The sequence below is a fragment of the Xylella fastidiosa genome (assembly GCF_011801475.1).
Classification (GTDB): Bacteria; Pseudomonadota; Gammaproteobacteria; order Xanthomonadales; family Xanthomonadaceae; genus Xylella; species Xylella fastidiosa.
The window spans coordinates 840,975-866,364 of record NZ_CP044352.1 but is presented as its reverse complement, the minus strand read 5'-3'; the positions used below and the strand labels follow the sequence as shown (position 1 = coordinate 866,364).

The following is a 25,390-nucleotide window of genomic DNA, read 5'->3' as shown; positions in this document are numbered from 1 at the left end:
CAAAACACTGAATCGCAGCAACGGATCACTGAGTGGTACTGACTGATGAGGAGCTGTTCGAAGTTGCAGAACACCCTTAAATAGTACAGATGCTGCGCGATACCCAAAGCAATCAGAGGTTTACGCATTGACTGCTTTTTGACAACGAATCGCTGCACCATTTTTTCGCTATGAGCAGCTACAGTCCTTTTTTCGCAAATTGTGTCAAGGGTAACCAACGTTGTCTTCATCACTGGGGAGCGCATGAGGTAATCGGATAGGACATTGAGCATTTCCAGACGCTAGCCATACACCTTTCACAATCAATACAAGACTGGCCTAAAGATCTGCGTACTACGCGGTCAAGGCGAGCTTGAAAATCAATACGGTTGACCAGCAGAGTGACCAAGAACCGCTTGCTGACTGAAGGAACTTCAAGATTCGCTGATCGGATGCGATGTCACATGGATAACAGCGTCATGCAAGATGCTCGCCAAGCGCAGCATGACTACACACACTGAAACACAAGTTCAGAACGAAGCATCCGAGTCGACGTCACTTTCAGCTGTATCCACATCCAAGCCATCCAATAGCACTTGCGTCTGCTCTTGTGACAATGACTCCACGCCTCTCAGGCGGCGCTCAATGGTACGGGTTTTACGGCCAGCCTCACCGAGGCTCTTGCCGACGGTGTTGATCTGTTTTTCTGCTTTTTCAAGGATACCGGCAAATTTTCCGAACTCGCTTTTCACCGCTCCCAGTAAGCTCCACACCTCACTGGAACGCTGCTCGATCGCCAATGTACGAAACCCCATTTGCAAGCTATTGAGCAGCGCCGTTACCGTGGTCGGGCCCGCCACCACAACGCGATACTCACGCTGTAACACATCGGCCAAACCAGGACGGCGGATCGTTTCGGCATACAGGCCCTCGGTCGGCAGGAACATCACGGCGAAATCCGTGGTATGCGGTGGAACGATGTACTTGTCACGAATCGACTTGGCTTGGATTTTAATCGCACGCTCCAATTGCACCCCCATCGTACGCACCAACTCTTGGTCTGCTTGCTCCTGAGCATCAAGCAAACGTTCATAATCTTCCTTCGGGCATTTCACGTCGATCGGCAACCATACAGGGGCTTCGTATTGACCACGCCCAGGCAAGCGCACTGCAAAATCGACAATTTCGCTGGCATCCGGGCAAACACGCACACCACGCGCGTACTGCTCCTGAGTGAGCGTTTGGTCGAGAATGTTATCCAGTTGGACCTCCCCCCAAGTACCGCGGCTCTTCACATGCGTCAAGACACGCTTGAGATCACCCACGCCAGTTGCCAATTGTTGCATCTCGCCAAGACCACGCTGTACCTGTTCTAGACGCTCGGAAACCAATTTAAAGGATGAATCCAGACGGGTATTCAGGGTCGTTTGAAGCTTCTCATCAACGATCGTACGTATCTGCTCGAGCTGTTGCGCATTGTCGGCTCGCAGCACATGTAGTTGCTGCTCCAAAGTGGTACGCATCTCATTGATGGACTGGGCGTTACGCTGTGTCAGCTCCGTCAGGCGCTGTCCAAGGGCATCTGCGAAACGTTGTTGCCCTTCACTTGCTTCTTGACGTCCCTTCCGCGCGTCTTCGCCCAGTGAGGCAGTCAGCTGATCCAAACGTTGATCAATACGAGCAACCAGATCGGTGAGGGAGCGTGCAAAACTTGCCAGACGCACTTCCTGTTGCCGCTCCAGGGTCTCAAGCTGCTCACGCAATTCGGCACGGCCAACACGGTGTTCCTCCCGCAATACATGATCGAGCGCGGTATGGTCGGATCTCCGCAGTAAAGCAAGAATCTGCAGAACCAGGACAATACAAAGAAGACATCCAAGAATCAGAAAATCAGGTTGCATGTGTGCAGTGTAACGGGATGTCTCCCGATCGTTTCACCATAAAACGACACAGCAGCGTATCCAGAAGAGAGGAAATGGCAAGTTTTTCCATCCTTTGAAGGATGCATCACCGCACCCTGATGCGCGTCCAAGTCAGCAGATGATGACCAATACCGAAGCCATCCGAAGGGCACACTGGATATTCAGGGCAAGAGGTGGCCAAAGCAACACCTGCAAGAATCAATAACCAAAATCCAAGGTTCTCACTATCTAGCACCAAATCAAAACCATAGGCTGTTTACGTACAGCAAACAAAACAGTACGTGGCAGCCCAATGATGCCCAATTGATTCAACGCACAAATGGCAGTACAAGGGCGGCTACGAGCGCCGCATGTTCTCTCGGTTCAACTCGGATTTTCCAGGGTAAGCAACCCGGCTTGCTCATCGTAAGCAAAGTATTCGGCATAACGCGACCAGCTGATCACGGCCTTGAGCGTCTGTGCGGCGCTAGCTTCGGACATGTAATCCTCTAACTCATCGCTAAAACGGCTCAACGGTGCTTGATGACTCACGCGGTCATCAAGGACACGGCGGATGTGAACAGCGAGCGGGACATACGTCGCCAACTGCTGACAGAACAACCGTTTACGCTCGTCGGTATCACCATCGACAAAACGTTGCCCAACCACCGTCAGACGCAGATCTCCCGATTCAAGTTCAGCCAAACGCAGCAATTGCAAGGTCTCAGCAATCGGAAATAAATCATCGATTTCCAATTGCAGACTAGCCGCCAGTGGCGGCAAGTCGGCTTGACCGTTATAGGGTTCAGCCGCGACTGTTTCGAGTAAGCCGGCTAACAAGTTCGACGAAACTTGGGGTAAGACCATACCGATACCGGTCCCCGGGAAATTGCCTTCACGCGCAGGCGCTAACGAACGTACCGTCATGCGCGCATAGATGTCCTCCACCAGAACACGGAACGCCGGATCCAAGCGGTTACGTGGTTGTGGCAACGCCACCGCAATCTCACCGATCACTCTCCCAGGATTGGAACCGAAGATCATAATGCGGTCACACATCAACACCGCCTCCTCAATGTTATGGGTCACCATGAGGATCGACTCAATTGGCATCCGTCCCTCGCTCCACAGGTCGAGTAAATCTGTGCGCAACGTTTCGGCGGTCAGCACATCCAACGCCGAGAACGGTTCGTCCATCAATAACAACTTAGGATGGACCACCAATGCACGTGCCAAGCCCACGCGCTGACGCATGCCACCGGATAACTCCTTTGGATAGGCGTTTTCGTAACCATCCATACCAATCAAGTCAATTGCCGCCAAAGCTCGCCGCCGCCGCTCCTCCGGCAGCACACCCCGTGCCTCAAGACCAACTTCCACGTTCTGCTGTACGGTCAACCACGGAAACAACGCAAAACTCTGAAACACCATCGCCAACCCATCCGGTCCACCATCACGGTAGGCAATTTCACCCATCGTAGGCTGCAACAGCCCTGCAATGGCGCGTAACAAGGTGGATTTACCTGAACCTGATCGTCCGAGTAAACCGACAATTTCCCCCGAATATAAGCTCAGGTCGACATCCTCTAAGACCACCAACGAGGCGGCAGCTCCTTTGTCGTAAGTCTTACAAACCCCTCGCACGCTCACCAAGGGGCTTTTCTGAGAGACATCGGACAGGTTCATTGATGCACTCCAGTGGAAAAAATAAAAAGCAGGATAAAAGAGTCAATCCAAACGTAAACGGCGCTCAGCAAAGACAAATAAGCGACGCCACAAGGTACGGTTAAACACGGTGACAAACAGCGACATCACCACCACTCCAAGGAGTACGCGGGGGTAGTCACCGGCCTCCGTCGCACTGGCGATATAAGACCCCAGGCCATAGGCTTGCAGATGCTGGTGTCCCCAACTGACCAGTTCGGCAACGATACTGGCGTTCCAAGAGCCACCTGAAGCCGTCAACGCGCCGGTCAGATAATAGGGGAAGATCCCAGGTAACATCACCCGGCGCCACCAGGTCCACGAACGCAAGCGATACACCTGGGCCGCCTCTTTCAGGTCAGTCGGAAACGCGCTCGCTCCAGCAATCACGTTGAACAGGATGTACCACTGGGTACCCAGCACCATGAGTGGCGACAACCAAATATTCGGATTCGCACCCGTGCTCACAATCGCGACCACCGCAAACGGGAATAGTACGTTAGCGGGGAAGGCAGCCAAAAACTGTACCAAGGGCTGGACCCGCTGTGCGAGCACCGGACGCAATCCAATCCACACTCCAATCGGTACCCAAATCAGCGAGGCCAAGGCAATCAATACGACCACCCTGAGTAATGTCGCCAAAGCGCCACCCAATGCAGCTGTAAGATCTTCTACGTCCAGTGTCTGCCATAGGCTATTGAACACAAAATAGATGCAAGCGGCAGCCACAGCAAACAAAACCACCCGCCATAATCGATCTCCACGCACGCTACCCGCCCGGGGCGACACAGGCAGCACTGTCACTCTATTGCGCTTGGTCCAACGTAGGATAAGCACTCGCTGCCAAAGCCGAGTGAGAGGTGCAACTAAGCGCTTTAGCAGTCTGGTACGGCAAATCAGATCGTAAACCCAGGATCTGGGTATCTGACGACCAGCCGTCAGCTCAACCCGGAACTTATCGGCCCAAACCACAATCGGGCGGAACAGCAGCTGGTCGTAAAGCAAGATGAGCAATGCCATCGCAGCCACCGCCCAGGCAACTGCACCAAACTGCTGATGTGCGATCGCCAACGCCAAGTAGGAACCAATACCAGGAAGCGTCACTGTGGTATCACCAACCGTAATCGCTTCGGAGGCCACCACGAAGAACCATCCCCCTGACATGGACATCATCATGTTCCAGATGAGTCCAGGCATCGCGAACGGGACCTCCAATCGCCAAAAACGCAACCAAGCGGAGAAACCAAAGCCACGACTGACTTCTTGCAAATCGCGTGGCACAGTACGTAATGACTGGTAGAACGAGAACGCCATGTTCCATGCCTGACTGGTAAATAATGCGAATACCGAGGCACATTCGGCACCCAGTTGGCTACCCGGGAACAGTCCGAGAAAGAACGTCACAGTAAATGTCAGGAACCCTAGGACCGGCACCGACTGCAAGACATCCAAGGCTGGAACAATCAGTCGTTCAGCACGCTGACTCTTGGCAGCCAACGTGGCAACCACGAAGGTAAACAGCAGTGAGGCCGTCATCGCCGCAAACATCCGCAAGGTGGTACGCAACCCATACTCAGGCAGGTGTGTTGGATCCAACGACACAGCTTCCACCGGCAACGCGCTCAACGGCGCGCTTGCGCCTTCGGCACCATGCAACAAGGCAATCCCTAGGAGCAATATCAACGCCAACGCCACTAAATCATAGACGTTAGGTAATTGCGCTCGCACCAACGAGGCTACGGCAGGATGGACAGGGCGGTTTTGAGAAAGGAACGCCATGCAGAACCTCCTGATTTCCATGGACGGAAAAAACAGCACGCAGACAGATTCAAACCAAAGCGCGGCAGCCGATATAAAACCTCAAAGAAAAGGCAATAGCATATGAGGCTTGAGTAACATGCGCGATCTCCGAGGACGAAAACAGCATCCGCAAGACAGGTAATTCTTTGAAGATCCAGAAACAAGCGATCAACACAGAGGAAACGTATTAAAGCAAAAAGGCTGCTTGCGCCGCTCGCGGGACATCAATCCATAACAAACGGAATCAGCGTTAAATCAAATGGTCCGCCGGGTCATGCGCTGCATCGAAATCGACGAGAAGGGTGCCTGTGTATTCAGAGGATTCTAAACGCTGAGCACGATAGGCCAAACAAGCAAAACAGGTCAACAGGACAGTCACCAACATTACAATGCTCTCTTTAATGCAGCAAGCATTGTTGAACTATTTCATGTCATGAGAGTGACCATCATCTCTCCAATACAAACCAACCACGTGTTGACTTTGACTGCATCCACGCTGCCCCCTCAAGCAATAATGTTGCCCATGATCCATGTCACGCATTGATACCATTGTGTGGTGAGCGCTTAGCAAGGTATTGGAAGTTTCACAGCAAATATAGATTGGATCGTGACCACCCATGCACTCAACATGAATCACATCTAATTGAAACAAATTTCAATTTTAGTGAGACTCTTTATTACGCCACATGTGTCATATCCGTGTGGTTTTCTTCACTCATCGAGACTCGTAATGTCATTCTTGCCATCGTTTCTAAAGCGCAAGTCCATTGATCTAATCACCGTGCATGAAGAAGGACGACGCCTGGTCCCTACACTGAGCTGGCCACATCTGATCGCATTTGGGATTGGTGCAATCGTTGGCACTGGGATCTACACCTTAATCGGGGTCGGGGCAGAAAAAGCGGGGCCAGCAGTCCTCCTCTCATTCGTCATCGCTGGGGTCATCTGTGCCTGCGCAGCGCTGGCATATGCCGAGATGGCGACAATGATGCCAGTGGCAGGCAGCACTTATACGTACAGCTATGTGGCCCTCGGTGAGGGGATTGCCTGGATCGTGGGGTGGAGTCTCATCTTAGAGTACTCACTGGTGGTCAGCACTGTTGCGGTGGGATGGTCCGGGTACATGACTGGGTTTCTCAAGAGCGTAGGGGTCGATATGCCGCTGGCGCTCACCGCCGGACCGTATGCTGGCGGGATAATCAATCTTCCAGCGGCAGTGATCACCTGCGTTGTGGCTGGACTGCTGATCGTCGGCACAAAAGAAAGCACCACACTCAACGCGGTTCTGGTGGTGGTTAAGATCATTGCGCTCTCTGTGTTCGTCGTGATCGCGCTACCACATTTTGATATGGCTCATCTGAAACCATTCATGCCCTATGGGTTTATCAAGTCAATCGACACCGGAGGTGTGGAACGCGGGGTGATGGCCGCTGCAGCAATCATTTTTTTTGCTTTCTATGGTTTCGATGCAATCTCCACCGCAGCCGAGGAAACTAAGAATCCAAGCCGCGATCTGTCCATCGGCATCATCGGTTCTATGATCGGATGCACCTTAATTTACGTATTAGTGGCACTAGCTGCGATCGGTGCAATGCACTACACCGTGTTCGGTCCCAGTACTGAACCGCTGGCGCTGATTCTGCGGCAACTTGACCAAGGCAACACCGCCAGGCTCATCGGAGCAGCTGCGATTATCGCGCTACCCACTGTACTGTTAGCCTTTTTATATGGACAAAGCCGCATTTTGTTCGTGATGTCTCGGGATGGGCTGCTGCCACGTGGATTGTCGACGGTGAATGCACGCACAGGAACACCGATCGCCACGACACTGTTCACCGCAGTTCTCGTCGCAACGGCAGCAGGGTTGGTGCCATTGGGCGAGATTGCCGCGCTGGCTAATGCTGGCACGCTGACTGCGTTCATCGCAGTAGCTTTATGCCTGCTGGTACTGCGGGTACGTGAACCACAGCGCGTGCGTGCATTCCGTACACCACTGGCTTGGGTCGTCGGGCCAATCGCAATTGCTGGTTGTTTGTATCTGTTCTGGAGTCTACCAAAGATGACACAATACCTTTTTCTGCTGTGGAACGCACTGGGATTGTGTGTGTATCTGGTCTATGGGCGCCACACCAGCCTGCTATCAAAGGCGGTAAGCATCGACACGCCAAGATAACCCAACAGTCAACAGATTAATGAGTACGCGACGTTATGGATGCAAACACGACGGGTGACACTCGCTGATGAGATACCGGTGAGCATGGACGTACTGCCAGCTCACCTGAATTCTTTCACGGTGGATGCGATGGCCCTAAGCAAGACGGTGCAAGGGCTGTAAATGATGCTGGCTTCGCTGATGCTTCTTCCAATTTAAGCCAGCAGCCTTGAGGCGTGCTCTTCAAGGACAGCCGTATTAGTGCGCGTGGACACTTGTATGCAGCAATCGCCTACAGGATCAAGCTACGTCGCCCACGCAGCAACTGAAGCACTCAATAGTTGCGTAGAACCACGCTTTTTAAAGCAATGTCTTGCAATTCACCCCTCAATCCAGGACGCGGCAAAACGTCGCTTTGAGGTAACGCGATTCTTGTACATGCGCCATGAACGGATGATCAGGACCAGCGCCAGCCACTTTGAGAATTTGGATGGTACGGCCGGAATAGAATGCCGCGCGACGCAGCATCTCTAGGAACTGCTCTTCGCTAATCAAGCCAGTACAAGAAAAGGTGGCAAACAAGCCTCCCTTTTTGACTACGCCCAAGGCCAGCTTATTCATGTCTAGATATTTCTTCAGGGCGTTGATGATCTGATCACGGTCGCGGGTCATTTTGGCAGGGTCGAGGATCACCACGTCGTACTGGTCACCACGTACGGCGGCATCACGCAGATACGGAAAGATGTCGGTCTGCAAGAATTTGGGGCGGACGCTGTTAAGCTTTGCATTGGCTTTGGCGATCTGAATGACATCTTGGTCAATGTCCACACCCACTACATCCGCCGCACCGCGTAAAGCAGCATAGACCGCAAATCCTCCGGTATTGCAGCACAGGTCCAAGACGGTCTTGCCTGCAACACCTTGGCTCAACCACTGGCGGTTCTCGCGCTGATCGGCAAAGAAGCCGGTCTTATGTGCACCCATCGGGTCAACAAGAAACTTGACACCATGCTCGGTGATCACCGCCGATTCAGTATCAATCGTGCTGTGAAAGTCGAAGCTCTCCTGCTTCTGAACATGTTCGTCAGCGAAGCTGTGGAAGCGAGCGCCTGGGAACTGCTGGCGTAACGCGGTGTAGATCCACTCTCGATGACGGAACATACCTGCAGCGAAGAATTGCACGACCAGTAAGTCACCGTAACGGTCCACCACTAAACCGGACAGGCCGTCACCCTCGCTGTGTACCACGCGCCAAGCATCAGACACTGCATCCAACTTCAGTACCTCGCGGCGTAAACCAACAGCTTCGGCAATCCTACGCACGAACCACGCTTCATCCACCACCACATCTTGGCGGGTTTCCAAAATGCGCACCGCAATACGCGAATGGCCATTGTAGAAACCACGGCCAACCCATTCTCCATCGACGCCGACGACGTCGACAATAGTGCCTGGTTTCAGACGGACGGAAGGTTTTTCCAGGAGCTTTTGGAACAGCCATGGGTGGCTAGAACGCCAAGCATTCTTAAGACGGATAACAGGGAGATCTCTAGACATTGGGGTATTGTAGTTGTTCGGCTTGGTTGACGTGCTTACACTCTGCCCGCTAAATTGGTTTTATAAAGGGGGATAGATCCTACACGTTAGTCACCGTCAACAGCGGGGGCGCTGTAACGGCACTTTGGCCAACTGCGAACAATACCTTCCCCACGCGGGCAAAAATCTATATCCGGATCACAAGGAGCTTTCCGTATATCAGTGCCCCACCCTGCAGCTCCAAGCCCTTCTTCATTTCCCCGGAGACTCACATGCAAACCATTGGCAATCCCTGGTTGTGGAGCGGATTCGCAATCGTGGTGATAGCAGCTCTGTTGGTCGATCTGATCCTGATGCGCCACGGCGGACCACATAAAGTCACGTTTAAGGAAGCCGCCTGGTGGAGCATCGGTTGGGTGCTCCTCGCACTGCTGTTCAATGTCGGACTATGGTGGTACTTGCAAAGCACCGCTGATCCAAGCATCGCCAACCGAGTCAGCATTGAGTTCCTCACCGGCTACTTAGTCGAAAAGTCATTAGCAGTGGACAATATTTTCGTGTTTTTGATGCTGATGAGCTACTTCGCTGTTCCAGAGGAACAACGTCAACGTGTGCTGATCATCGGTGTACTCGGCGCGCTCATACTGCGTGGATTGATGATTTTCGCTGGCTCACTGCTACTGACCAAATTCCACTGGTTGTTGTACGTGTTCGGCGTATTTCTGCTGCTGACCGGGGTGAAAATGTGGTTTTCCGCTGGTAAAGAACCGGAGCTGGAAACTAACCCCATACTGCGCTGGATGCGCAATCACCTGCGCCTGAGTCCTGATTATGCAGGCAATGCGCTAAGCGTGGTCCGTGACGGTAAACGCTGGTTCACTCCATTTTTCGTGGTCCTGATACTAATCGCAGTGATTGATGTGATCTTTGCAGTTGACAGTATTCCGGCCATCTTCGCGATCACGACAGATCCATTCATTGTGCTCACCTCCAACGTGTTCGCAGTGCTGGGCCTGCGTGCCATGTTCTTCCTATTGGCCGGGATGGCCGATCGCTTCCACCTGTTACCGTACGGGCTAGCAGTGATCCTAATCTTTATCGGCATCAAGATGGTCATCATCGACCTGTACAAGATTCCAGTACTAGTCTCACTTGGGATGGTCATCGCCATCCTAGCCATCACTATCGCACTTAGCTTGATGAACCCACCAAAGCAGATGGGAAAACACTGATATCAGACTTTGTCAATGGGCGGGTTTGAGCCGTATAAGCAAGGCCCCCTTGCCAACCGAACTAATACTGAGACCGAGAAATCTTAAGCACGTCAAACACTGAAACTACTGCCACAACCACAGGTAGTCTTAGCATTGGGATTTCGAATCACAAACTTAGCACCAGTGAGGCTCTCAGTGTAGTCGACCTCTGCACCTAACAGATACTGCAGACTGAGTGGATCAACCAATAACACAACACCATCTGTCTCCAACGCTAAATCATCATCAGCGCGATTTTCGTCAAACTCAAAGCCGTACTGGAAACCAGAACACCCCCCACCCTGGATGTAAACACGCAACGCCAAATCGGCGTTGTTCTCTTCCTGTATCAATTCACGGACTTTGGCTGCTGCAGCCATAGTGAAATTCAATGGACGCTCCAGCGACTGATAGTTAGGCACTGATGGTGCCGTGGGCAAAGAAATGAGCATAGTCATACTATAGCCTGCATGAGGTCAAAGGAAGGGCGAATCAAGGACCTGCTGCAACAGATGTCTCTAATTCCAGCGTTGACAAGGGTTCATCTGGAGGCGGCAAGGCAGCTTGGTTATTAGTATGTATCAAGCTTCCAGTCAACTGCGCACCAACACGCATCTCCACAACTTTGTAATGCACATTGCCATGGACGCACGCGCCGCCGCCCAGCTCAACTCGATCAGCCGCATAAACATCGCCATCAAGCCTGCCATTGATCACAATCACCGGGGCGCGGACTTCGCCATCAATCCGCCCCTTTTCGGCAACGACTAAGGTTGCTGATACGCCTTCATCGGCAATCACTTTGCCAAATATATTCCCTTCCACATATAAAACTCCGCTGAAGCTGATATCACCAGTTATCACTGCTTGCGGACCAATCAAAGTATCGACGACATTACGATCACTACGGTTGGACTTATTTCCAAACATACTATTCTCCAATACTGTTAGCGGCAAGCTTCCAATCGAAAGTTTGTGTAACAGACATTCCTTGACCAACAAGGGATATTTTTACACGCTGTGGGGTGAAATCCAGCGGCAACATCACACTGCCTTGCAACTGCTGGAAATAACGGAATGAATAAGGCTGTCCCGGGACATCGGTTTTCTGGTGCAAATCGTTCCAGCTTATCGTGGTCAGCTTGCCTACACGGACACCATCTACAGAGAAACGTAACTGGCCCTGGCTTATTGCACCACGATTGAGATTCTGTGTCAGTACTACATTGTAATCCCAAACCCCGCTGGGCTTTCGCACAAACTCAATCGAATGTGTATTCAACCCTTTGCGCTGCGCAGTCGCGCCAACTAGCCGCTCGTAAAACGCTACGTCAGCACGTAACGCAGCAATCTGTTCGTCACGTTCTGCAAGCAATGATTGGATATCGACATTAGCTGCGCGGCTGATTTGATCGGATATCTCAAGATTGATCTGGCGTTGCTGCAATTTTTGGATCTGATGCGTCTGAGAAGCTTGGATCTGGCGTGACTGTCGCAGTTGTGCCTCGGTCTCAGCCAAATGTGGTACGACTGAATGGCTGGCCACCCCCCATGTCAAAGCTAATGAAACCAACCAAAACACCACCAACAGGATCCAACGCAAAGACATGTTGCTGCGCTGAGACGAAACGATAGATAAAGTACGATGAAAGATTGGTCGCTGCATCTGCAGTGTATCTCTGAGGAAAGCAGGAAACCCTGGAGGCATAGTTTAAGCCAACACACGCTGATGCGATGGCATAACACTTCAATTAATGCATCTTCCAGATTAAACAATATGTAGTGAGCCATTCACCGGCAGACTATCGCTGACAAAAATCCACATGCTGCTCATCAGATGCCTTCATCGTTCATTGGATCAAAAGATGACCGACACTGGAAACTATACAATCGCTATAATTTGAACATCACTTTGGAGATTACTGCTCTGCATCATATCTAGGCGACATTGCGGTTGGTCTCTAGTGTAAATTCAAGTTATTCATTATTCTTTGAGTTATTCTTTGAGCAATGACTTTGAAGCACAAGCACACCTCCGGACTTACGAATTAAAAAATAAATAAAAAATACATTAATTAATGATTTTGACGTAACAAATATTATTCATAATATCCATTTATTAAATATTAAATATTACGGATGATGAGACATGCGTTGAAGATAAAGACTGGTAGGTTTTCATCCAAAAACACTTACCTAAACCAATTATTCAATTGGGGGTTACTTCGTTTCAGCATGAATGGTGTGGCGTTGCAGCCGCATTGCTACTCAGGATTATCATTAAAACTCTGACCAATACTTGGTTGACTATAAAAAATAGCCGAGACCACACTATCCAGCATGTTACTAGTCTAAATGGATAGCACACACGTTCTGGAAAAGTGTGCGGCAAGATGAATACATCACAGCAAGTAATCTAAAGAGAAGAAACCACATTATTTCAATTCCAGAGTAAGTCGTCATGAACCAACAAGACACGGTCTCCATCACCCTGAAGGTTGTCTTACAGCCCATGCTATGCCGACCAAATACACACTACTGGGCCACTAGCAATCCAAGTTGGAACAAATTCCACAAAAAAAGTGCGATTTACCACAATTTCAAAGGCGTATGACAACGTGACCACCGACGATACTCAGTACCGCATCTTGATCGTTGAAGACGACCGTTCACAGGCGTTGTTCGCACAAAGTGTGCTTCAAGGTGCTGGCATACATGCTCAGATAGAGATGTCTGCATCCGAGGTGCTAAAAGTGATCGAAGATTACCGCCCAGACTTGATTTTGATGGATTTGAACATGCCGGAGCTGGATGGGATCAGTCTAACCACATTGATACGCCAGCAACCAAATCAACTGCTATTACCAATCGTGTTTCTGAGCGGCGACACCGATCCGGAAAAGCAGTTTGAGGTACTTGATAGTGGTGCCGATGATTTCTTAACTAAGCCAATCCAACCGCGCCACCTCATTGCCGCAGTTTCTAATAGGATGCACAGGCTGCGCCAGCAGCAGCAAAACGCACAACAGGCCGATACCCAGATAAACATCCAGAAGACCTCCATCACCGAGCTTCAAACTCGTATACATATAGTGGAACAGCTAGAAGTGGCTCTTAGCAGTGGCGCGCAAGGTGCTTTGTTCTTTATCGAAGTGAGCAGCGCACTGAACCTACGCACGCGCTATGGTTACACTGCTTTCGAGCGACTGATGAACCAAGTTGAATACCATTTGGCGCAAGAAGCACATCCATATTCACTCGCACGCATCAGCGATCATAGCTTTCTGCTTCTTGCTATAGACTTGGCAGCAACTGAACATCAAGCTCTTGCCACACACCTACGTGAGCATCTGGCCACGCTACCACTGCCAATACAGGACGATGAATTAGTACATCTACGCAGTGCAATCGGCTATGCCCCGCTGAATCAAGGCTTTAAAAACGCCGACGATGCAGTGGAGTGTACTGAGAGTGCCACCCTAGAAGCACGCCAAAACAACGAAGGCATATACGCCTACGTACCATTGCGAACACCGGAGAATACCGGGCACTTAGCGTTACTTGATGGTCAGTTAGAATTGGCCTACCAACCCATTGTCGAAGTAGCTGGAAGCGATACTGCGCAATACCAAGTACTACTGCGTCTGCGCAAGGCAGACGGCAACTTACTGTCAGCTGGTCTGGTCATCCCTGCTGCGGAGGCAGCAGGTCGCATCATGGAACTGGATCAGCAAGTCATAGAACAAGCATTGGACATACTGAAACTACACCAGGACACCAATCAGCAACTGCGGCTTTTTGTATCGCAATCGGTACGCACACTAATACATGAAGGTTTTTCTGATTGGATCATCAAAAATCTACGGGAGCGTAATGTCAACGGTACGGGACTGGTGATCGATTTGCGTTTGCAAGACGCAGTTATTCACGCCATCCCCCTCAAACAGCTCTGCAAAGAACTACTGAAACACAACGTAAAGTTCTGTCTAAGCCAATTCGAATCGAACTCAGAAGCCACTGTTTTGTTTAGCGAATTACCACTCAATTTCGTACGTCTATCTCAGCATTTTGGGGACGCACACAACCACCCAGAACGGCAAAAAGAGCTCCCACTACTCATTGAACAAGCGCATGAACACAACTTGCATGTTATTGGACAATGTATCGAAGACGCGCAAGCCGCTACGTTTATGTGGATGAACGGAGTCGACTTGATACAAGGTAATCTGTTCCAGAATGTCAGCAAAGATCTTAACTTCAACTTTCACGACATGGTGCTCTGAGGGAATGACTCAGAGGCTTCAGAGCCGAACTTGGAGCTGGCTAACCAAAATCACAGGCACTGCAATTGTAACGACCGTCTTTATTTATTGTTTAGCTGATGCCTACGCTGCACTACCTCGGCTCGTTTTCGGCATCATCGCCACTAGCCACTACGTATGTGCTCCTAATTGGCAGGATATTACTCTCCACACGCCAGGTTAGGCATCTACACCTAGCTGTTGATGGCTTGGTCAACATGCGGAGGCTGAGCGTGATCGCAGGCAACAGGAACTGGAGCAACATAGCAAACTCAAACAAGAGTTAGTAACGGTCAAACACATTACAGAAACATCTGTATTAGCCAAGGGCGAATTCTTGGCAGCGATGAACCACGAGATCCGCGCACCCCACTCAAATAGCATCATCCCAATACTTGAAGTCATCGCTGAGAACAACATCGAACACGAACAACGAGATTTATTGCAAAACGTAACTGAGAACACACTGTAACTGCTGCATATCGTCGACGACAACTTGGACTATTGCAGGTGTGAAGCAAACAAACTCAAATTGGAAATCACCACATTCAACTTGCGTGAGTTACTCGAAGGTGTGACACAGCTAATGCGGCGTCTTTCCGAAACCAAACGTCTAGCACTCGAAATTATCCATCGAGTCCACAGTCCACCTGTTAGTGCGCGGTGATCAAGTAAGGTTGCGCCAAGCACTTAGCAAACTGATGGGCAACGCCATCAAATTCACAGAACGTGACCGTATCAACGTAAAGTTAAGTCTAATTGGCGAGAACGGCACGCATCACATGCGTGTGTTTCGAAGTGCACGATACCGGTATCTGTATTTCTTCCGAACAGCAAATACGACTGTTCTCTTCGTTCAGCCAAGCTGACACTTAAACCACACGCCTATACGAGAGCACAGCGCTTGTCTTGTCTTGTCTTGTCTTGTCTTGTCTTGGCCTGGCCTGGCTTGGCAAAATGAGTGGGCGAATCGTAATAGAATCGCAACGTGGCGTCGGCTCCACGTTATGGTTCGAAATCCCACTACTGAAGGCAGCTCGTGAATTAAACCTTGATACCAATATCGGCCCAACGTGCACTGCTGCTCTGCTGCGACTCACCCCTAAGGCAACGCGTGTCACAACTTCTGGAAGCACACAACACGGATGTAGTTTTTACTGAAGAAGCCATGGAACAGCTACGTCAAACAAACACTCTGTTACGCTTAGATGTGATCGTCGTTGATTAGCTCAGTGTTCGCTACAACGCGCGCGCGCTACATCATGCAGTACAACTCCCCCAAAAAAGGGGAGCCGCCATGGATGGTCTAGCTGCATGGCGAATAAACCATGAGTGAAGAATTGCTTTTACACGGCCAACAAGTGTCACGTCTAGCGCCAGATGTCCCTGCTGGCGGTGCTTAATCAAGACGACCACGTCCAAGCCAAACCTGAGACAACTATCGCTAATGACAATATATAGGCACCATTTCCACGTTGTGAAGCGCGCATCTTGTTGGTCGAAGATAATCCAGTCGACTTAACAGTGGTACAGAAAATCTTGATAGTGCTGTGCACGGTAAAGCTGCCCTGCAAAGTAGGCAAAGTAGGCAAAGTATTCATTACGATTTAGTATTCATGGACTGCACAACAACCCGCTACTGGCGTAATCCAAGAGAACCCAGAGAATCCACTTCTACCAATCGTGGCGCTGACTGCTCGCCATCACAGATGATCGCGAACGCTGTCCGGAAACAAAAATGGACGACTATCTGTCAAAACCTATCTCACCCAAGGAAACAGAAGCCTGTCTACACCGCTGGCGTTCTCCCTCTTCCGCTACGATCACCGTAAGACACACTGGAACTCTTTCCACCTACGCAATAAAGCTTGTTTCTCATGAAACTAAACTAACAGTAACGCAAACGTTACAGCACCGGACAAGGGCCATACCAACACTCATCTCGATCTATTTTAAAGGAGATGCAGCTAAACTGGTCACCCAGCTACAGGAGAGCGTCGCACGGTAACAAGCCAACCTACTGAGCCAAGCAGCAGACACACTAAAATCCTCTAGTGCTAATGTCGGCGCACTCGCACTCTCAGATGCAGCGCGACGCATCGAATCGGCCGCACATAGCGGAGACACTAAGTTAGCCGATACGATGGCGGCACTTTTATTCACAGAGCATGAGCGCGTGAAATCAGCTTGGGGCCTGAAGATTGCACACCGATCTAGCACTGAATAATCAAGTTTTACAACTTTGTAAGCAGGTAATTGGGCTCCCCAATTCGCTTGACAATATCTAATTGCATTTGAAGCCAATCAATATGCTCTTCTTCAGAGTTGAGAATATCGACCAACAGCTCCCGGCTGACATAATCCTGTACCGATTCAGTGTAAGAAATCGCCTCACGGAGTAATGCAACTGCCTCCTGCTCCAATGCCAAATCGCCACTAAATATCTCGGTTGGACTTTCGCCGATACGCAACTTACCCAACGCCTGAAAATTAGGCAAACCATCCAGAAAGAGTATCCGGTCAGATAGCCGATCAGCGTGTTTCATTTCATCAATCGATTCTTTGTACTCGTGCTCAGCAAGCCCCGCCAGCCCCCAATTCTTCAACATCTTCGCATGCAAGAAATATTGATTGATGGCAGTAAGCTCTTTGTAGAGCACCTTATTAAGATATTCGATAACCTTAGGGTCTCCCTTCATACAACATCTCCGGTAGAAAATTCTAGGTACTGTAGCTGCCTTGATCTACCGATGAAGGAACGAAAATCGTGCTCATTACGATTACCTGTTGCACATCGTTCCCAAATTAAGCAACGCTGATTGCGGCATAACACAAGCGGCACGCGCTTTAACGAGAAGCTCAGCAGCCGCATTCAAGCAAGAGCCGCAATTGGAACCACAGCCAGTACGCATGGTCAGCTCGGCAAGATCGGCACAACTGGCAGCAACCTCATAAATATGATCATCAGTGACAGCGTTACAGATGCAAATGTACACGCGCGGCATAAGGTAGTGGCATCCCTAAGTGGGACATAACCATTCAACCACAAGATGAGAATGAATGTCAATTACAAAAATTAATCGTTACTAATATCCTATCCGCTTACATCAATACCGACTCACCCAATTAGGTAAATGCTTGTATCCAACATTAAGCAAACAAATATCCTGTACGTACTGCGGCATCGTCCCTACCTCAAGACCGACCACCTGCTGCGCCAGTGATGCTAACTGGCACAACGCACGCGCATAAACACTGCGCTTAAACATGACGACATGCTCAATTGGGTACCAAAAACTCACCCAACGCCAATGATCAAACTCGGGATTCTCACTCTGGTCGAGTTGTACATGCGATTCATCACCTATCAGTTGCAGCAGGAACCAGACCTGCTTTTGGCCGATACACATCTGGGATCGATTGCAGCGTACGGCTTGACTCGGCAATCGATAACGCAGCCAGCCTGGCGTAGCACCAACTAATTGCACGTGCTCTGGCAACAATCCAGTCTCTTCATTCAACTCACGGTACATAGCTTCAACTGGAGTTTCGTCAGAATGCATGCCGCCTTGTGGGAACTGCCAACCATCACGGCGGACGCGACGTCCCCAGAACACCTGCCCATCCCTACGGATCAACACAATACCAACGTTAGGTCGGTAACCGTCCGGATCGATCACGATGCGGACTCCTGAAAAAATTTACTGTGGTCGACTCTGCCATGACTCTAGGGTTCTGCCAAGTAGCGGCACACGCAGCTTGACGAACTAGAATCAAAAAATTGATAATTATCCGCTGTTTAGGCTATGTAGCTCAGCAGGTTAGAGCACAGCACTCATAATGCTGGGGTCGGTGGTTCGAGTCCACCCATAGCCACCAAACGTTGGCAGAAAATCGTAATTCTAGGATAATCCCCACCCCTATTGCCCCGTAGCCAAGTGGTAAGGCATCTGACTCTGACTCAGACATTCGTTGGTTCGAATCCATCCGGGGCAGCCAAACTTATAAACGGATTATGTTTGCTCATCACTCGCTATTGATGGAAAAAAGACCTACTCCAGTTTAGCATCAGCACGGAGTACTTCTGCCTTATCGATTTTCTCCCACGAGAAAGCAGTGGCAACCACACGTTCACCGTTGCTGTTGGTGTAAGCCAACTCTCTCGGCTTACGGCCAAAATGACCGTAACTAGCACTCGGTTGATATATCGGATGAATCAAATCTAACATTTTGATAATGCCATAGGGACGAAGATCAAAATGCTGGCAGATTAGTTTCTCGATTTTATCATCGGGTATCTTACCTGTACCAAAAGTAGTCACTGAGATAGAAATAGGCTCAGCCACACCAATTGCATAGGATACCTGCACTTCGCAACGATCAGCTAAACCAGCAGCAACCACGTTTTTAGCAACATAACGGACAGCATAAGAAGCCGAACGATCTACTTTTGATGGATCTTTACCAGAGAAAGCACCGCCGCCATGACGGGCTGAACCGCCATACGTGTCAACAATGATCTTGCGGCCAGTCAGACCACAATCGCCCACCGGACCACCAATCACAAATTTACCCGTTGGATTAATGTGGAATTTGGTTCCTTTGTGCAACCACTTGGAAGGCAACACAGGCTTGAGAATTTCCTCACGCACTGCTTCAACAAGATCCTTCTGTTTGATACCAGGATCGTGCTGGGTTGATAGCACAACAGCATCAATCGCACTGGCCACACCGTCCTCATAACGCAAAGTAATCTGAGCCTTAGCATCCGGACGTAACCACGGCAATAGCGAGTTGCTTTTTTTACGAATTTTTGCTTGCTGCTCAACTAGCCGGTGTGATATGTGAATTGCCGCTGGCATATAGCTATCAGTTTCGTTGGTGGCATATCCGAACATCAAGCCCTGATCACCAGCTCCCTGTTCCTCAGCCTTTTTACGATCCACTCCCTGATTAATATCTGGGGACTGCTTACCAATTAAGTTCAACACGCCGCAAGTAGCACCATCGAAACCAACGTCGGAACTGTTATAGCCGATGTCAACAATCACTTTACGGGTTAACGCTTCCAGATCAACCCAGGCACTTGTAGTAATTTCACCAGCGATGATCGCTACACCAGTCTTAACCATTGTCTCGCAAGCAACACGGGCACGCGGATCCTGAACCAAGATCGCATCGAGCACTGCGTCAGAAATTTGGTCGGCAACCTTATCCGGATGGCCTTCCGAAACCGATTCGGATGTAAAAAGGTAGCTGGACATCAGGTCTATATCCCTTAATTCGAATGAAAAGATAAGTAAGCATCTATGATACGCTCAATGCAACCAATCTGTATTGTTCATTTCAATCAAGCATCTTTGACTCCACGATCTAAGCCAAGCCAATGAGAAAAGGACACTGAGCGAACCTGATACAGCAAGCGGAGTTATTTCCTTAATTCCCCCATTAATGTCATACGAAAACCAAAATAAAGGGTGAGTATACTGTACTGAGATCATCTTTAAAGATGATAGAAAAAGATGATAGAAAATTAAAAGACTGAAACGATGCTCCGTCAGTGCAACCTTCCATTAACACTGTTGAAAATCACCGATATAATTTTTTTTAAAGCCGCCATTTTGACGTACACAAATTGGGAAAAAAGAAATCGTATAACAATCGAATCATTGACTCTCAACCCTGCCACCTCTGATGATAGTTGCTGTGACATAACTGTTGAATAAATCAGGATAAGATCGGGAAAATACACACATCACAGGAAAAAATAATTTAACCACTCAAATGTAAATAAAAGACCCAACCCAAAATATATCCATCTAAATACTGATACCCCTTAATACTTCTTAAAAATTCAACGTAAACCCATTAAAATAATTCAATATTAATATCCATACCCTATATACTTTATCACGACCATTACAACTTAACGGGATTAATACCGCCCAGTTTAGAAATATTGAGGTTTTATGAATATCATCTACTCAAGTGCACATCAGAATGTAAAAATTATACATGATCGCCTCATGAAAATCAGAATCAGCACACAACAAAATGAGGCATATATTATATAAAACAGCGAGTGAAATTAATTAAATATTTTTTATGCAATTATCTAATTACATCGGAAATGCTTGCGAAAAAAAGACAGATATCAACCTAAAAAAAAATAAAAATGCACTACCACTGTTTAAGTATGATAATGCTCGAAACATTGAAAAATCACAACACATCCAACTATTAATTTTCAAGAAACTTCAATTCACTTTATATTTTCTTCTCTGAGATAATGAATTCTGAATAAAAAAAGTGTAATTTCCTCGGAAAGAAATTTACATATCACCTTCATCAAAGCGAAACACAATTTTAACACAAACTAGGTATTAATATGAAAAATCCTATTATTAAAATTATACGCATATAAATTAATTGATAATTGCTACATTAAAAATCTTCATGTAACAAACAATATAAGAAAGCGTTACAGAAAAGCATGTTACAAAAACTGTTATAACCCTGGAGGCAATACCACCTCAAAGCAAGCCCCGCCCAGTTCGTCCGAACGAGTCACCTGTAATTCGCCACGATAACCCTTAACTAAGTCCTGAACGATTGACAATCCGATACCATGACCGTGTACACGTTCATCGCCACGCACACCACGCTGTAAGATTTTGCTAACCTCTTCAAGCGGGATGCCAGGCCCGTTATCCTCAACCGACAACACCAACCCAGGACGTCTGGTACCAACCTGCTCACCTGGGCTAGCAGTTAACAACACACGTGATAGGGCCCACTTGAAAGCATTCTCCAACAGATTTCCTAGCAGTTCCTGCAAATCCCCAGGCTCACCATAAAAACAAGCCTTAGGATCAATCTCAAATTCGCACAACACGCCCTTAGCAGCGTAAACCTTCTCCAGGCCACGTACGATCTCTTCAGCTGTAAAATTGATCAATACCGGAGCAGAAAAAAGTTTGTGGCCACTGGAAGCAGCGCGCGCAAGCTGGTAAGAAACCAAATTATTCATGCGTCGCAACTGTACGTCCAATTCCTCGCGCAACTCATTCTCACTAGCACCGCTATCCAACTGGGTGCGTAATACCGCAAGTGGCGTTTTCAAACTATGCGCTAGATCAGCCAAAGTGTTACGTTGACGATCAAGATTCTCACGCTCGCTCTCAATAAACGCGTTGATACTCTGGGTGAGTGGTTCCAGCTCAGGCGGATGTTGCTCGCTCATCCTCTGCGCTTGACCACGTTGAACTTTAGCCAACTCGTTAATGACATGGCTTATTGGACGCAAACTCCACTGCAAAATAAAGGCTTGTAGCAGTAATAGTACGATGCCAGCACTACCAAGATAGAACCAGACAGCCGTGCGAAATACACGCAGCTGCGCACCTAGTGCAGCCTCATCCTCCATCACGTAAATCGTATAAGGGAACTCGTCGTTGGGATTACCTGTACCGTTCCAGATCAATCCCATACCGTAGCGATACACTCGCCCAAGCTTGCCATCAACCTGGGTCATTTCGAACGGCCCTTCAAAGACCTCCTGACGAGCCTTAAGCAATGGACCTACCGGAGGAAGAAGTGGCCCCTCGGATGACAACGAACGCCAACGATTGGCAGGCCAGATCACTTCGGAATACAATCCACCGCCTGGCACATCAAAGTGTGGGTCAGGTGGCGGACGATCACTACTAATATATAATGATCCATCGCGCAGGAACTCAACGCTGCTGACATATGCTGTAGCGTAGGCTTTCAACCGCTCACGTAAATTCTTTTCAGCAGTATCTGCGAAAGCCGCGTCAAGCGCATAACCAGCCAACGCCAGGAAAGCAACTAAACTGAAGCTTGCAGCAAACAATTGGCGCGCCTGAAGCGAACGTGGCTGGAACCCATTTAACCACCACAGACGCGACAAGAGGCGCTGTTTCCCCATTAACATGGTGCACAGCAGATCTTAATTTTCGTTGCGGGCAATTGCGAAACGATACCCGCGACCACGCACTGTCTCAATCGGCTTCAGGTCACCATCTGCATCCAGCTTCTTACGCAAGCGACCGATAAACACCTCAAGCACATTTGAATCACGATCGAAATCCTGCTGATAAATATGCTCGGTCAAATCAGCCTTAGAAACCAATTCACCAGCATGCACCATCAAGTATTCAAGCACCTTGTACTCATAACTGGTAAGATCGACATTGGTCCCATTAACGCTCACCGTCTGCGCAGCAAGGTCAAGCGCTACAGAACCGCATTCAAGAGTTGGCTTACTCCAACCAGCAGCCCTACGCAGCAAAGCATTGACGCGTGCTAACAACTCCTCCACATGGAAAGGCTTAACCAAGTAGTCATCAGCTCCTTGCTTCAGCCCCTCAACCTTACTCTGCCAACTAGAGCGCGCCGTCAATATTAAGACTGGAAACTTCTTACCTTCGTCACGTAAAGCTTTGACAAGATCCATACCAGACATCTTAGGTAAGCCCAAATCAATAATACCAACATCGAACGGCACCTCACGCCCCATGTAAATACCTTCTTCACCATCCTGAGCGGCATCAACCGCGAAACCTTCACGCTTCAAACGCGCAGCCAGCGTCTCACGCAATGGGGCCTCATCTTCGACCAAAAGGATACGCATGAACTCTCCCTAGTTTCGTTAGTGGCCTGGGAGGCCGTGGGAATGTAAATACACTAAAAAATATAATGCAAGCCACAAAATCTATCGTATCTAAAGGTTATCGGCACGTGGTGGTAATCCGTTTACCTCAACGTCCATGCGTGAAGAGCGCGGGAACTCGCACGCTGGTAAAGACTCACCCGTGTAACATACACCCACCCGACCCGTATTATCGATATATTTAATTCGTTTAATATCACGCCCCTCGAACTGCACCTGCTCTGCGCCAAGAATCTGTCCACCAGTGGTTCTCTGCACCTGTCGGATCGCATCTGACAGAGTGTTGTTTTTACTACCATTGCGGGGAAGCAGCCCATGGCCATCCGCATGACTACTCGGATCCTGTGCACATACCGGGTATGCAACCAAGCAAGCCATAAAAATGACTACGGCAAGGCAGCAATAGCGGAAAAAAACCTTCATAGCACTGGGATCCTAACAAATGCCTCTGGATCATTCAGAAAAATAAAAAAACACATTAAAACTAAAGGAGATTATTTATTTTCAATAGTGAATCATATCTGAACTTTCCAAGACCAATCTAAGCACGTTCATAATTATGAAATAATACAATTTAAGAACCTAAAGACAATTCGTATAGCCAAAAATCCCATATATTATTGGAGGAGAAGCTCTAATCAAACTACCGCAGCATATGTTTCTTAACCCTCAATTATTGATAGTGCCTGTTCCACCAATGACCAGTCGGCATCCGATCTTTGCCCACCTTGGGTAAGAACTTGGCGGAATACACGACCGCCAGGCTGGCCATGAAATAGGCCAAGCAGATGGCGAACAATGTGCCTGAGCGTCACCCCTTGCTCCAACCATGCCTCGACATATGGTCGCAACGCACGCAGCAGCAACGCGCGCGGTAGCACCGGCGCATTAGATAAAGCACAATAAAATTGGTGCAGAATGTAAGGATCCTGATAAGCGGCTCGGCCAAGCATCACGCCATCGACCATAAGCAGATGATCCAATCCAGCCTCAACCGAAGTGATACCGCCATTCAGTACCACTGCCAATTCAGGACACTCACGCTTCAAACGGTAAACCCAATCGTAACGTAACGGTGGTATTTCACGATTTTCCTTAGGCGAAAGTCCCTGTAACCAAGCATTACGTGCATGTACCACAATCATCCTACTACTCGACGCCCCGATCACCCAGTCAACGAACTTAGCAAAACGTCCGTAATCATCATCTTCATTCACCCCCAGTCGACATTTTACTGTTACTGGAACTGAAACTACGGCTGCCATCGCCGCCACACAATCGGCTACTAACGCAGGCTCACGCATCAGACAGGCACCAAAGGACCCAGCCTGAACCCGATCAGAAGGACAACCACAGTTGAGATTGATCTCGCTGTACCCCCAATCTACGGCAATGCTCGCTGCTTTTGCCAGCAATGCTGGCTCACTCCCCCCCAATTGCAACGCAACCGGCTGCTCAACCGACGCAAAACCCAATAACCGCTCACGATCACCATAAATCACTGCTTTGGCATGCACCATCTCTGTGTACAAACGGGCCGACGGGGCCAACACTCGATGGAAGACGCGGCAATAGCGATCAGTCCAATTCATCATCGGGGCGACAGATAACCTAAAATCGCCTGATATACCTTGTTTTTCTTGATTAATCACCGGAATCACAGCGTTTTAGCCTCTTATATCCCTACGGTTTTTTGGAGGGTTTTCTGTATTTCTAAGGTAAAATCGTCCATTCAGAAGCTGAAACCTTCAATACGCTAGCCGTGTCTGCGACGCACTGCGCACTCTGACGTATCGCAACAATGCAATCAACAAAATGCTGTTTAGCCAAGGAACGAATCACCAAAGGTGAAGCGGCACCACCAAGGACAGTACAGCCGTCAACCCAAGGGTGACGGCTAGTCGTGGAGATGCTAGAAGGCTGCCCCAACCTAGAGGTTCAATGGAGGCGTACTATCAATAAGACAGATCTCGCTGCGCTGTAGACTGGGGTATATAGTACATAGCAAGGCGCATTGATCGGTTAACCCGGGAAAATTTCCATAGAGCAATTTTGAGTACCGGCACCAA

At 49.0% G+C, this 25,390-nt stretch carries 21 protein-coding genes and 2 tRNA genes; 7 read left to right on the top strand and 16 right to left on the bottom strand.

What is annotated here, in order from left to right:
* Window positions 1-509: 509 nt before the first annotated feature.
* From F7G16_RS03675 to F7G16_RS12515, 4 genes are all read right to left on the bottom strand, one after another.
* A complete protein-coding gene (locus F7G16_RS03675) occupies window positions 510-1,880 on the bottom strand; it encodes a DNA recombination protein RmuC (protein ID WP_004089847.1) in 1,371 nt (456 codons plus the stop codon).
* Window positions 1,881-2,264: 384 nt separating this feature from the next.
* Window positions 2,265-3,566, bottom strand: coding sequence for an ABC transporter ATP-binding protein (locus tag F7G16_RS03670; RefSeq protein WP_004089848.1), 1,302 nt, complete (start codon window positions 3,564-3,566; stop codon window positions 2,265-2,267).
* Between the two features lie 42 nt (window positions 3,567-3,608).
* Window positions 3,609-5,363 carry an ABC transporter permease gene (locus tag F7G16_RS03665; protein ID WP_004089849.1) on the bottom strand — a complete coding sequence of 585 codons (1,755 nt, stop codon included), beginning with the start codon at window positions 5,361-5,363 and terminating at the stop codon, window positions 3,609-3,611.
* Between the two features lie 271 nt (window positions 5,364-5,634).
* Window positions 5,635-5,769, bottom strand: a complete 135-nt coding sequence (locus tag F7G16_RS12515) for a hypothetical protein (protein ID WP_012382720.1) — start codon at window positions 5,767-5,769, stop codon at window positions 5,635-5,637.
* Window positions 5,770-6,123: 354 nt separating this feature from the next.
* Between F7G16_RS12515 and F7G16_RS03660 the strand changes: the two genes are divergently transcribed.
* Window positions 6,124-7,557 (top strand): amino acid permease, encoded by a 1,434-nt coding sequence (locus F7G16_RS03660; RefSeq protein WP_172632662.1) that lies wholly within the window; start codon window positions 6,124-6,126, stop codon window positions 7,555-7,557.
* A 366-nt stretch (window positions 7,558-7,923) separates the two neighbouring features.
* On the opposite strand, the gene F7G16_RS03655 is transcribed toward F7G16_RS03660, so the two are convergent.
* Window positions 7,924-9,093 (bottom strand): class I SAM-dependent rRNA methyltransferase, encoded by a 1,170-nt coding sequence (locus F7G16_RS03655; RefSeq protein ID WP_004089851.1) that lies wholly within the window; start codon window positions 9,091-9,093, stop codon window positions 7,924-7,926.
* Window positions 9,094-9,344: 251 nt separating this feature from the next.
* Between F7G16_RS03655 and F7G16_RS03650 the strand changes: the two genes are divergently transcribed.
* Window positions 9,345-10,304 carry a TerC family protein gene (locus F7G16_RS03650; RefSeq protein WP_004089855.1) on the top strand — a complete coding sequence of 320 codons (960 nt, stop codon included), beginning with the start codon at window positions 9,345-9,347 and terminating at the stop codon, window positions 10,302-10,304.
* A gap of 92 nt (window positions 10,305-10,396) precedes the next feature.
* Here the strand turns inward: F7G16_RS03650 and erpA are convergent, their stop codons facing one another.
* The 3 genes from erpA to F7G16_RS03635 are packed head-to-tail and all read right to left on the bottom strand — an operon-like array spanning window position 10,397 to window position 11,934.
* Entirely contained in the window at window positions 10,397-10,783 is a 387-nt protein-coding gene (erpA, locus tag F7G16_RS03645) for an iron-sulfur cluster insertion protein ErpA (protein ID WP_010892935.1), read from the bottom strand.
* Between the two features lie 34 nt (window positions 10,784-10,817).
* Window positions 10,818-11,255, bottom strand: a complete 438-nt coding sequence (locus F7G16_RS03640) for a bactofilin family protein (protein ID WP_004083618.1) — start codon at window positions 11,253-11,255, stop codon at window positions 10,818-10,820.
* Between the two features lies 1 nt (window position 11,256).
* On the bottom strand, window positions 11,257-11,934 hold the full coding sequence (locus F7G16_RS03635) for a DUF6776 family protein (RefSeq protein WP_014607439.1): 678 nt from the start codon (window positions 11,932-11,934) through the stop codon (window positions 11,257-11,259).
* Between the two features lie 973 nt (window positions 11,935-12,907).
* Here F7G16_RS03635 and F7G16_RS03630 point away from each other — a divergent pair.
* From F7G16_RS03630 to F7G16_RS12705, 3 genes are all read left to right on the top strand, one after another.
* Complete coding sequence (locus F7G16_RS03630; protein ID WP_011098203.1) at window positions 12,908-14,608, top strand: EAL domain-containing protein; 1,701 nt, start codon at window positions 12,908-12,910, stop codon at window positions 14,606-14,608.
* A gap of 364 nt (window positions 14,609-14,972) precedes the next feature.
* Window positions 14,973-15,098 (top strand): hypothetical protein, encoded by a 126-nt coding sequence (locus tag F7G16_RS12510; RefSeq protein WP_262363347.1) that lies wholly within the window; start codon window positions 14,973-14,975, stop codon window positions 15,096-15,098.
* 1,548 nt (window positions 15,099-16,646) lie between these two features.
* A complete protein-coding gene (locus F7G16_RS12705; RefSeq protein ID WP_080502621.1) occupies window positions 16,647-16,853 on the top strand; it encodes an Hpt domain-containing protein in 207 nt (68 codons plus the stop codon).
* A 7-nt stretch (window positions 16,854-16,860) separates the two neighbouring features.
* Here the strand turns inward: F7G16_RS12705 and bfr are convergent, their stop codons facing one another.
* From bfr to F7G16_RS03610, 3 genes are all read right to left on the bottom strand, one after another.
* Window positions 16,861-17,325, bottom strand: coding sequence for a bacterioferritin (gene bfr / locus F7G16_RS03620; protein ID WP_004089871.1), 465 nt, complete (start codon window positions 17,323-17,325; stop codon window positions 16,861-16,863).
* An 81-nt stretch (window positions 17,326-17,406) separates the two neighbouring features.
* On the bottom strand, window positions 17,407-17,622 hold the full coding sequence (locus F7G16_RS03615) for a (2Fe-2S)-binding protein (protein WP_027700186.1): 216 nt from the start codon (window positions 17,620-17,622) through the stop codon (window positions 17,407-17,409).
* A gap of 111 nt (window positions 17,623-17,733) precedes the next feature.
* On the bottom strand, window positions 17,734-18,306 hold the full coding sequence (locus F7G16_RS03610; protein ID WP_004089873.1) for an RNA pyrophosphohydrolase: 573 nt from the start codon (window positions 18,304-18,306) through the stop codon (window positions 17,734-17,736).
* A 122-nt stretch (window positions 18,307-18,428) separates the two neighbouring features.
* Between F7G16_RS03610 and F7G16_RS03605 the strand changes: the two genes are divergently transcribed.
* Both F7G16_RS03605 and F7G16_RS03600 read left to right on the top strand, forming a co-directional pair.
* Window positions 18,429-18,505 (top strand) — tRNA-Met (locus F7G16_RS03605).
* Window positions 18,506-18,550: 45 nt separating this feature from the next.
* Window positions 18,551-18,625 (top strand) — tRNA-Gln (locus F7G16_RS03600).
* 53 nt (window positions 18,626-18,678) lie between these two features.
* Here the strand turns inward: F7G16_RS03600 and metK are convergent.
* The 5 genes from metK to dusA form a co-directional block, all read right to left on the bottom strand.
* The gene (metK, locus tag F7G16_RS03595) at window positions 18,679-19,890 is read right to left on the bottom strand and encodes a methionine adenosyltransferase (protein WP_004089874.1); all 1,212 of its coding nucleotides are present in this window, start codon (window positions 19,888-19,890) and stop codon (window positions 18,679-18,681) included.
* Between the two features lie 1,244 nt (window positions 19,891-21,134).
* On the bottom strand, window positions 21,135-22,577 hold the full coding sequence (locus F7G16_RS03590; RefSeq protein WP_014607440.1) for an ATP-binding protein: 1,443 nt from the start codon (window positions 22,575-22,577) through the stop codon (window positions 21,135-21,137).
* Window positions 22,578-22,598: 21 nt separating this feature from the next.
* Complete coding sequence (locus F7G16_RS03585) at window positions 22,599-23,282, bottom strand: response regulator transcription factor (RefSeq protein WP_004083627.1); 684 nt, start codon at window positions 23,280-23,282, stop codon at window positions 22,599-22,601.
* Window positions 23,283-23,372: 90 nt separating this feature from the next.
* Window positions 23,373-23,744, bottom strand: a complete 372-nt coding sequence (locus F7G16_RS03580) for a hypothetical protein (RefSeq protein ID WP_011098204.1) — start codon at window positions 23,742-23,744, stop codon at window positions 23,373-23,375.
* A 239-nt stretch (window positions 23,745-23,983) separates the two neighbouring features.
* Entirely contained in the window at window positions 23,984-24,982 is a 999-nt protein-coding gene (gene dusA / locus F7G16_RS03575) for a tRNA dihydrouridine(20/20a) synthase DusA (protein ID WP_011098205.1), read from the bottom strand.
* Between the last annotated feature and the right edge of the window lie 408 nt (window positions 24,983-25,390).

What these genes read in the sequence shown, in the direction of transcription:
- F7G16_RS03675 (WP_004089847.1), bottom strand. Translation starts at nt 1,880, where the DNA reads ATGCAACCTGATTTTCTGATTCTTGGATGTCTTCTTTGTATTGTCCTG.
- F7G16_RS03670 (WP_004089848.1), bottom strand. Translation starts at nt 3,566, where the DNA reads ATGAACCTGTCCGATGTCTCTCAGAAAAGCCCCTTGGTGAGCGTGCGA.
- F7G16_RS03665 (WP_004089849.1), bottom strand. Translation starts at nt 5,363, where the DNA reads ATGGCGTTCCTTTCTCAAAACCGCCCTGTCCATCCTGCCGTAGCCTCG.
- F7G16_RS12515 (WP_012382720.1), bottom strand. Translation starts at nt 5,769, where the DNA reads ATGTTGGTGACTGTCCTGTTGACCTGTTTTGCTTGTTTGGCCTATCGT.
- F7G16_RS03655 (WP_004089851.1), bottom strand. Translation starts at nt 9,093, where the DNA reads ATGTCTAGAGATCTCCCTGTTATCCGTCTTAAGAATGCTTGGCGTTCT.
- F7G16_RS03650 (WP_004089855.1), top strand. Translation starts at nt 9,345, where the DNA reads ATGCAAACCATTGGCAATCCCTGGTTGTGGAGCGGATTCGCAATCGTG.
- erpA (WP_010892935.1), bottom strand. Translation starts at nt 10,783, where the DNA reads ATGACTATGCTCATTTCTTTGCCCACGGCACCATCAGTGCCTAACTAT.
- F7G16_RS03640 (WP_004083618.1), bottom strand. Translation starts at nt 11,255, where the DNA reads ATGTTTGGAAATAAGTCCAACCGTAGTGATCGTAATGTCGTCGATACT.
- F7G16_RS03635 (WP_014607439.1), bottom strand. Translation starts at nt 11,934, where the DNA reads ATGTCTTTGCGTTGGATCCTGTTGGTGGTGTTTTGGTTGGTTTCATTA.
- F7G16_RS12510 (WP_262363347.1), top strand. Translation starts at nt 14,973, where the DNA reads ATGAACCACGAGATCCGCGCACCCCACTCAAATAGCATCATCCCAATA.
- bfr (WP_004089871.1), bottom strand. Translation starts at nt 17,325, where the DNA reads ATGAAGGGAGACCCTAAGGTTATCGAATATCTTAATAAGGTGCTCTAC.
- metK (WP_004089874.1), bottom strand. Translation starts at nt 19,890, where the DNA reads ATGTCCAGCTACCTTTTTACATCCGAATCGGTTTCGGAAGGCCATCCG.
- F7G16_RS03590 (WP_014607440.1), bottom strand. Translation starts at nt 22,577, where the DNA reads ATGGGGAAACAGCGCCTCTTGTCGCGTCTGTGGTGGTTAAATGGGTTC.
- F7G16_RS03585 (WP_004083627.1), bottom strand. Translation starts at nt 23,282, where the DNA reads ATGCGTATCCTTTTGGTCGAAGATGAGGCCCCATTGCGTGAGACGCTG.
- F7G16_RS03580 (WP_011098204.1), bottom strand. Translation starts at nt 23,744, where the DNA reads ATGAAGGTTTTTTTCCGCTATTGCTGCCTTGCCGTAGTCATTTTTATG.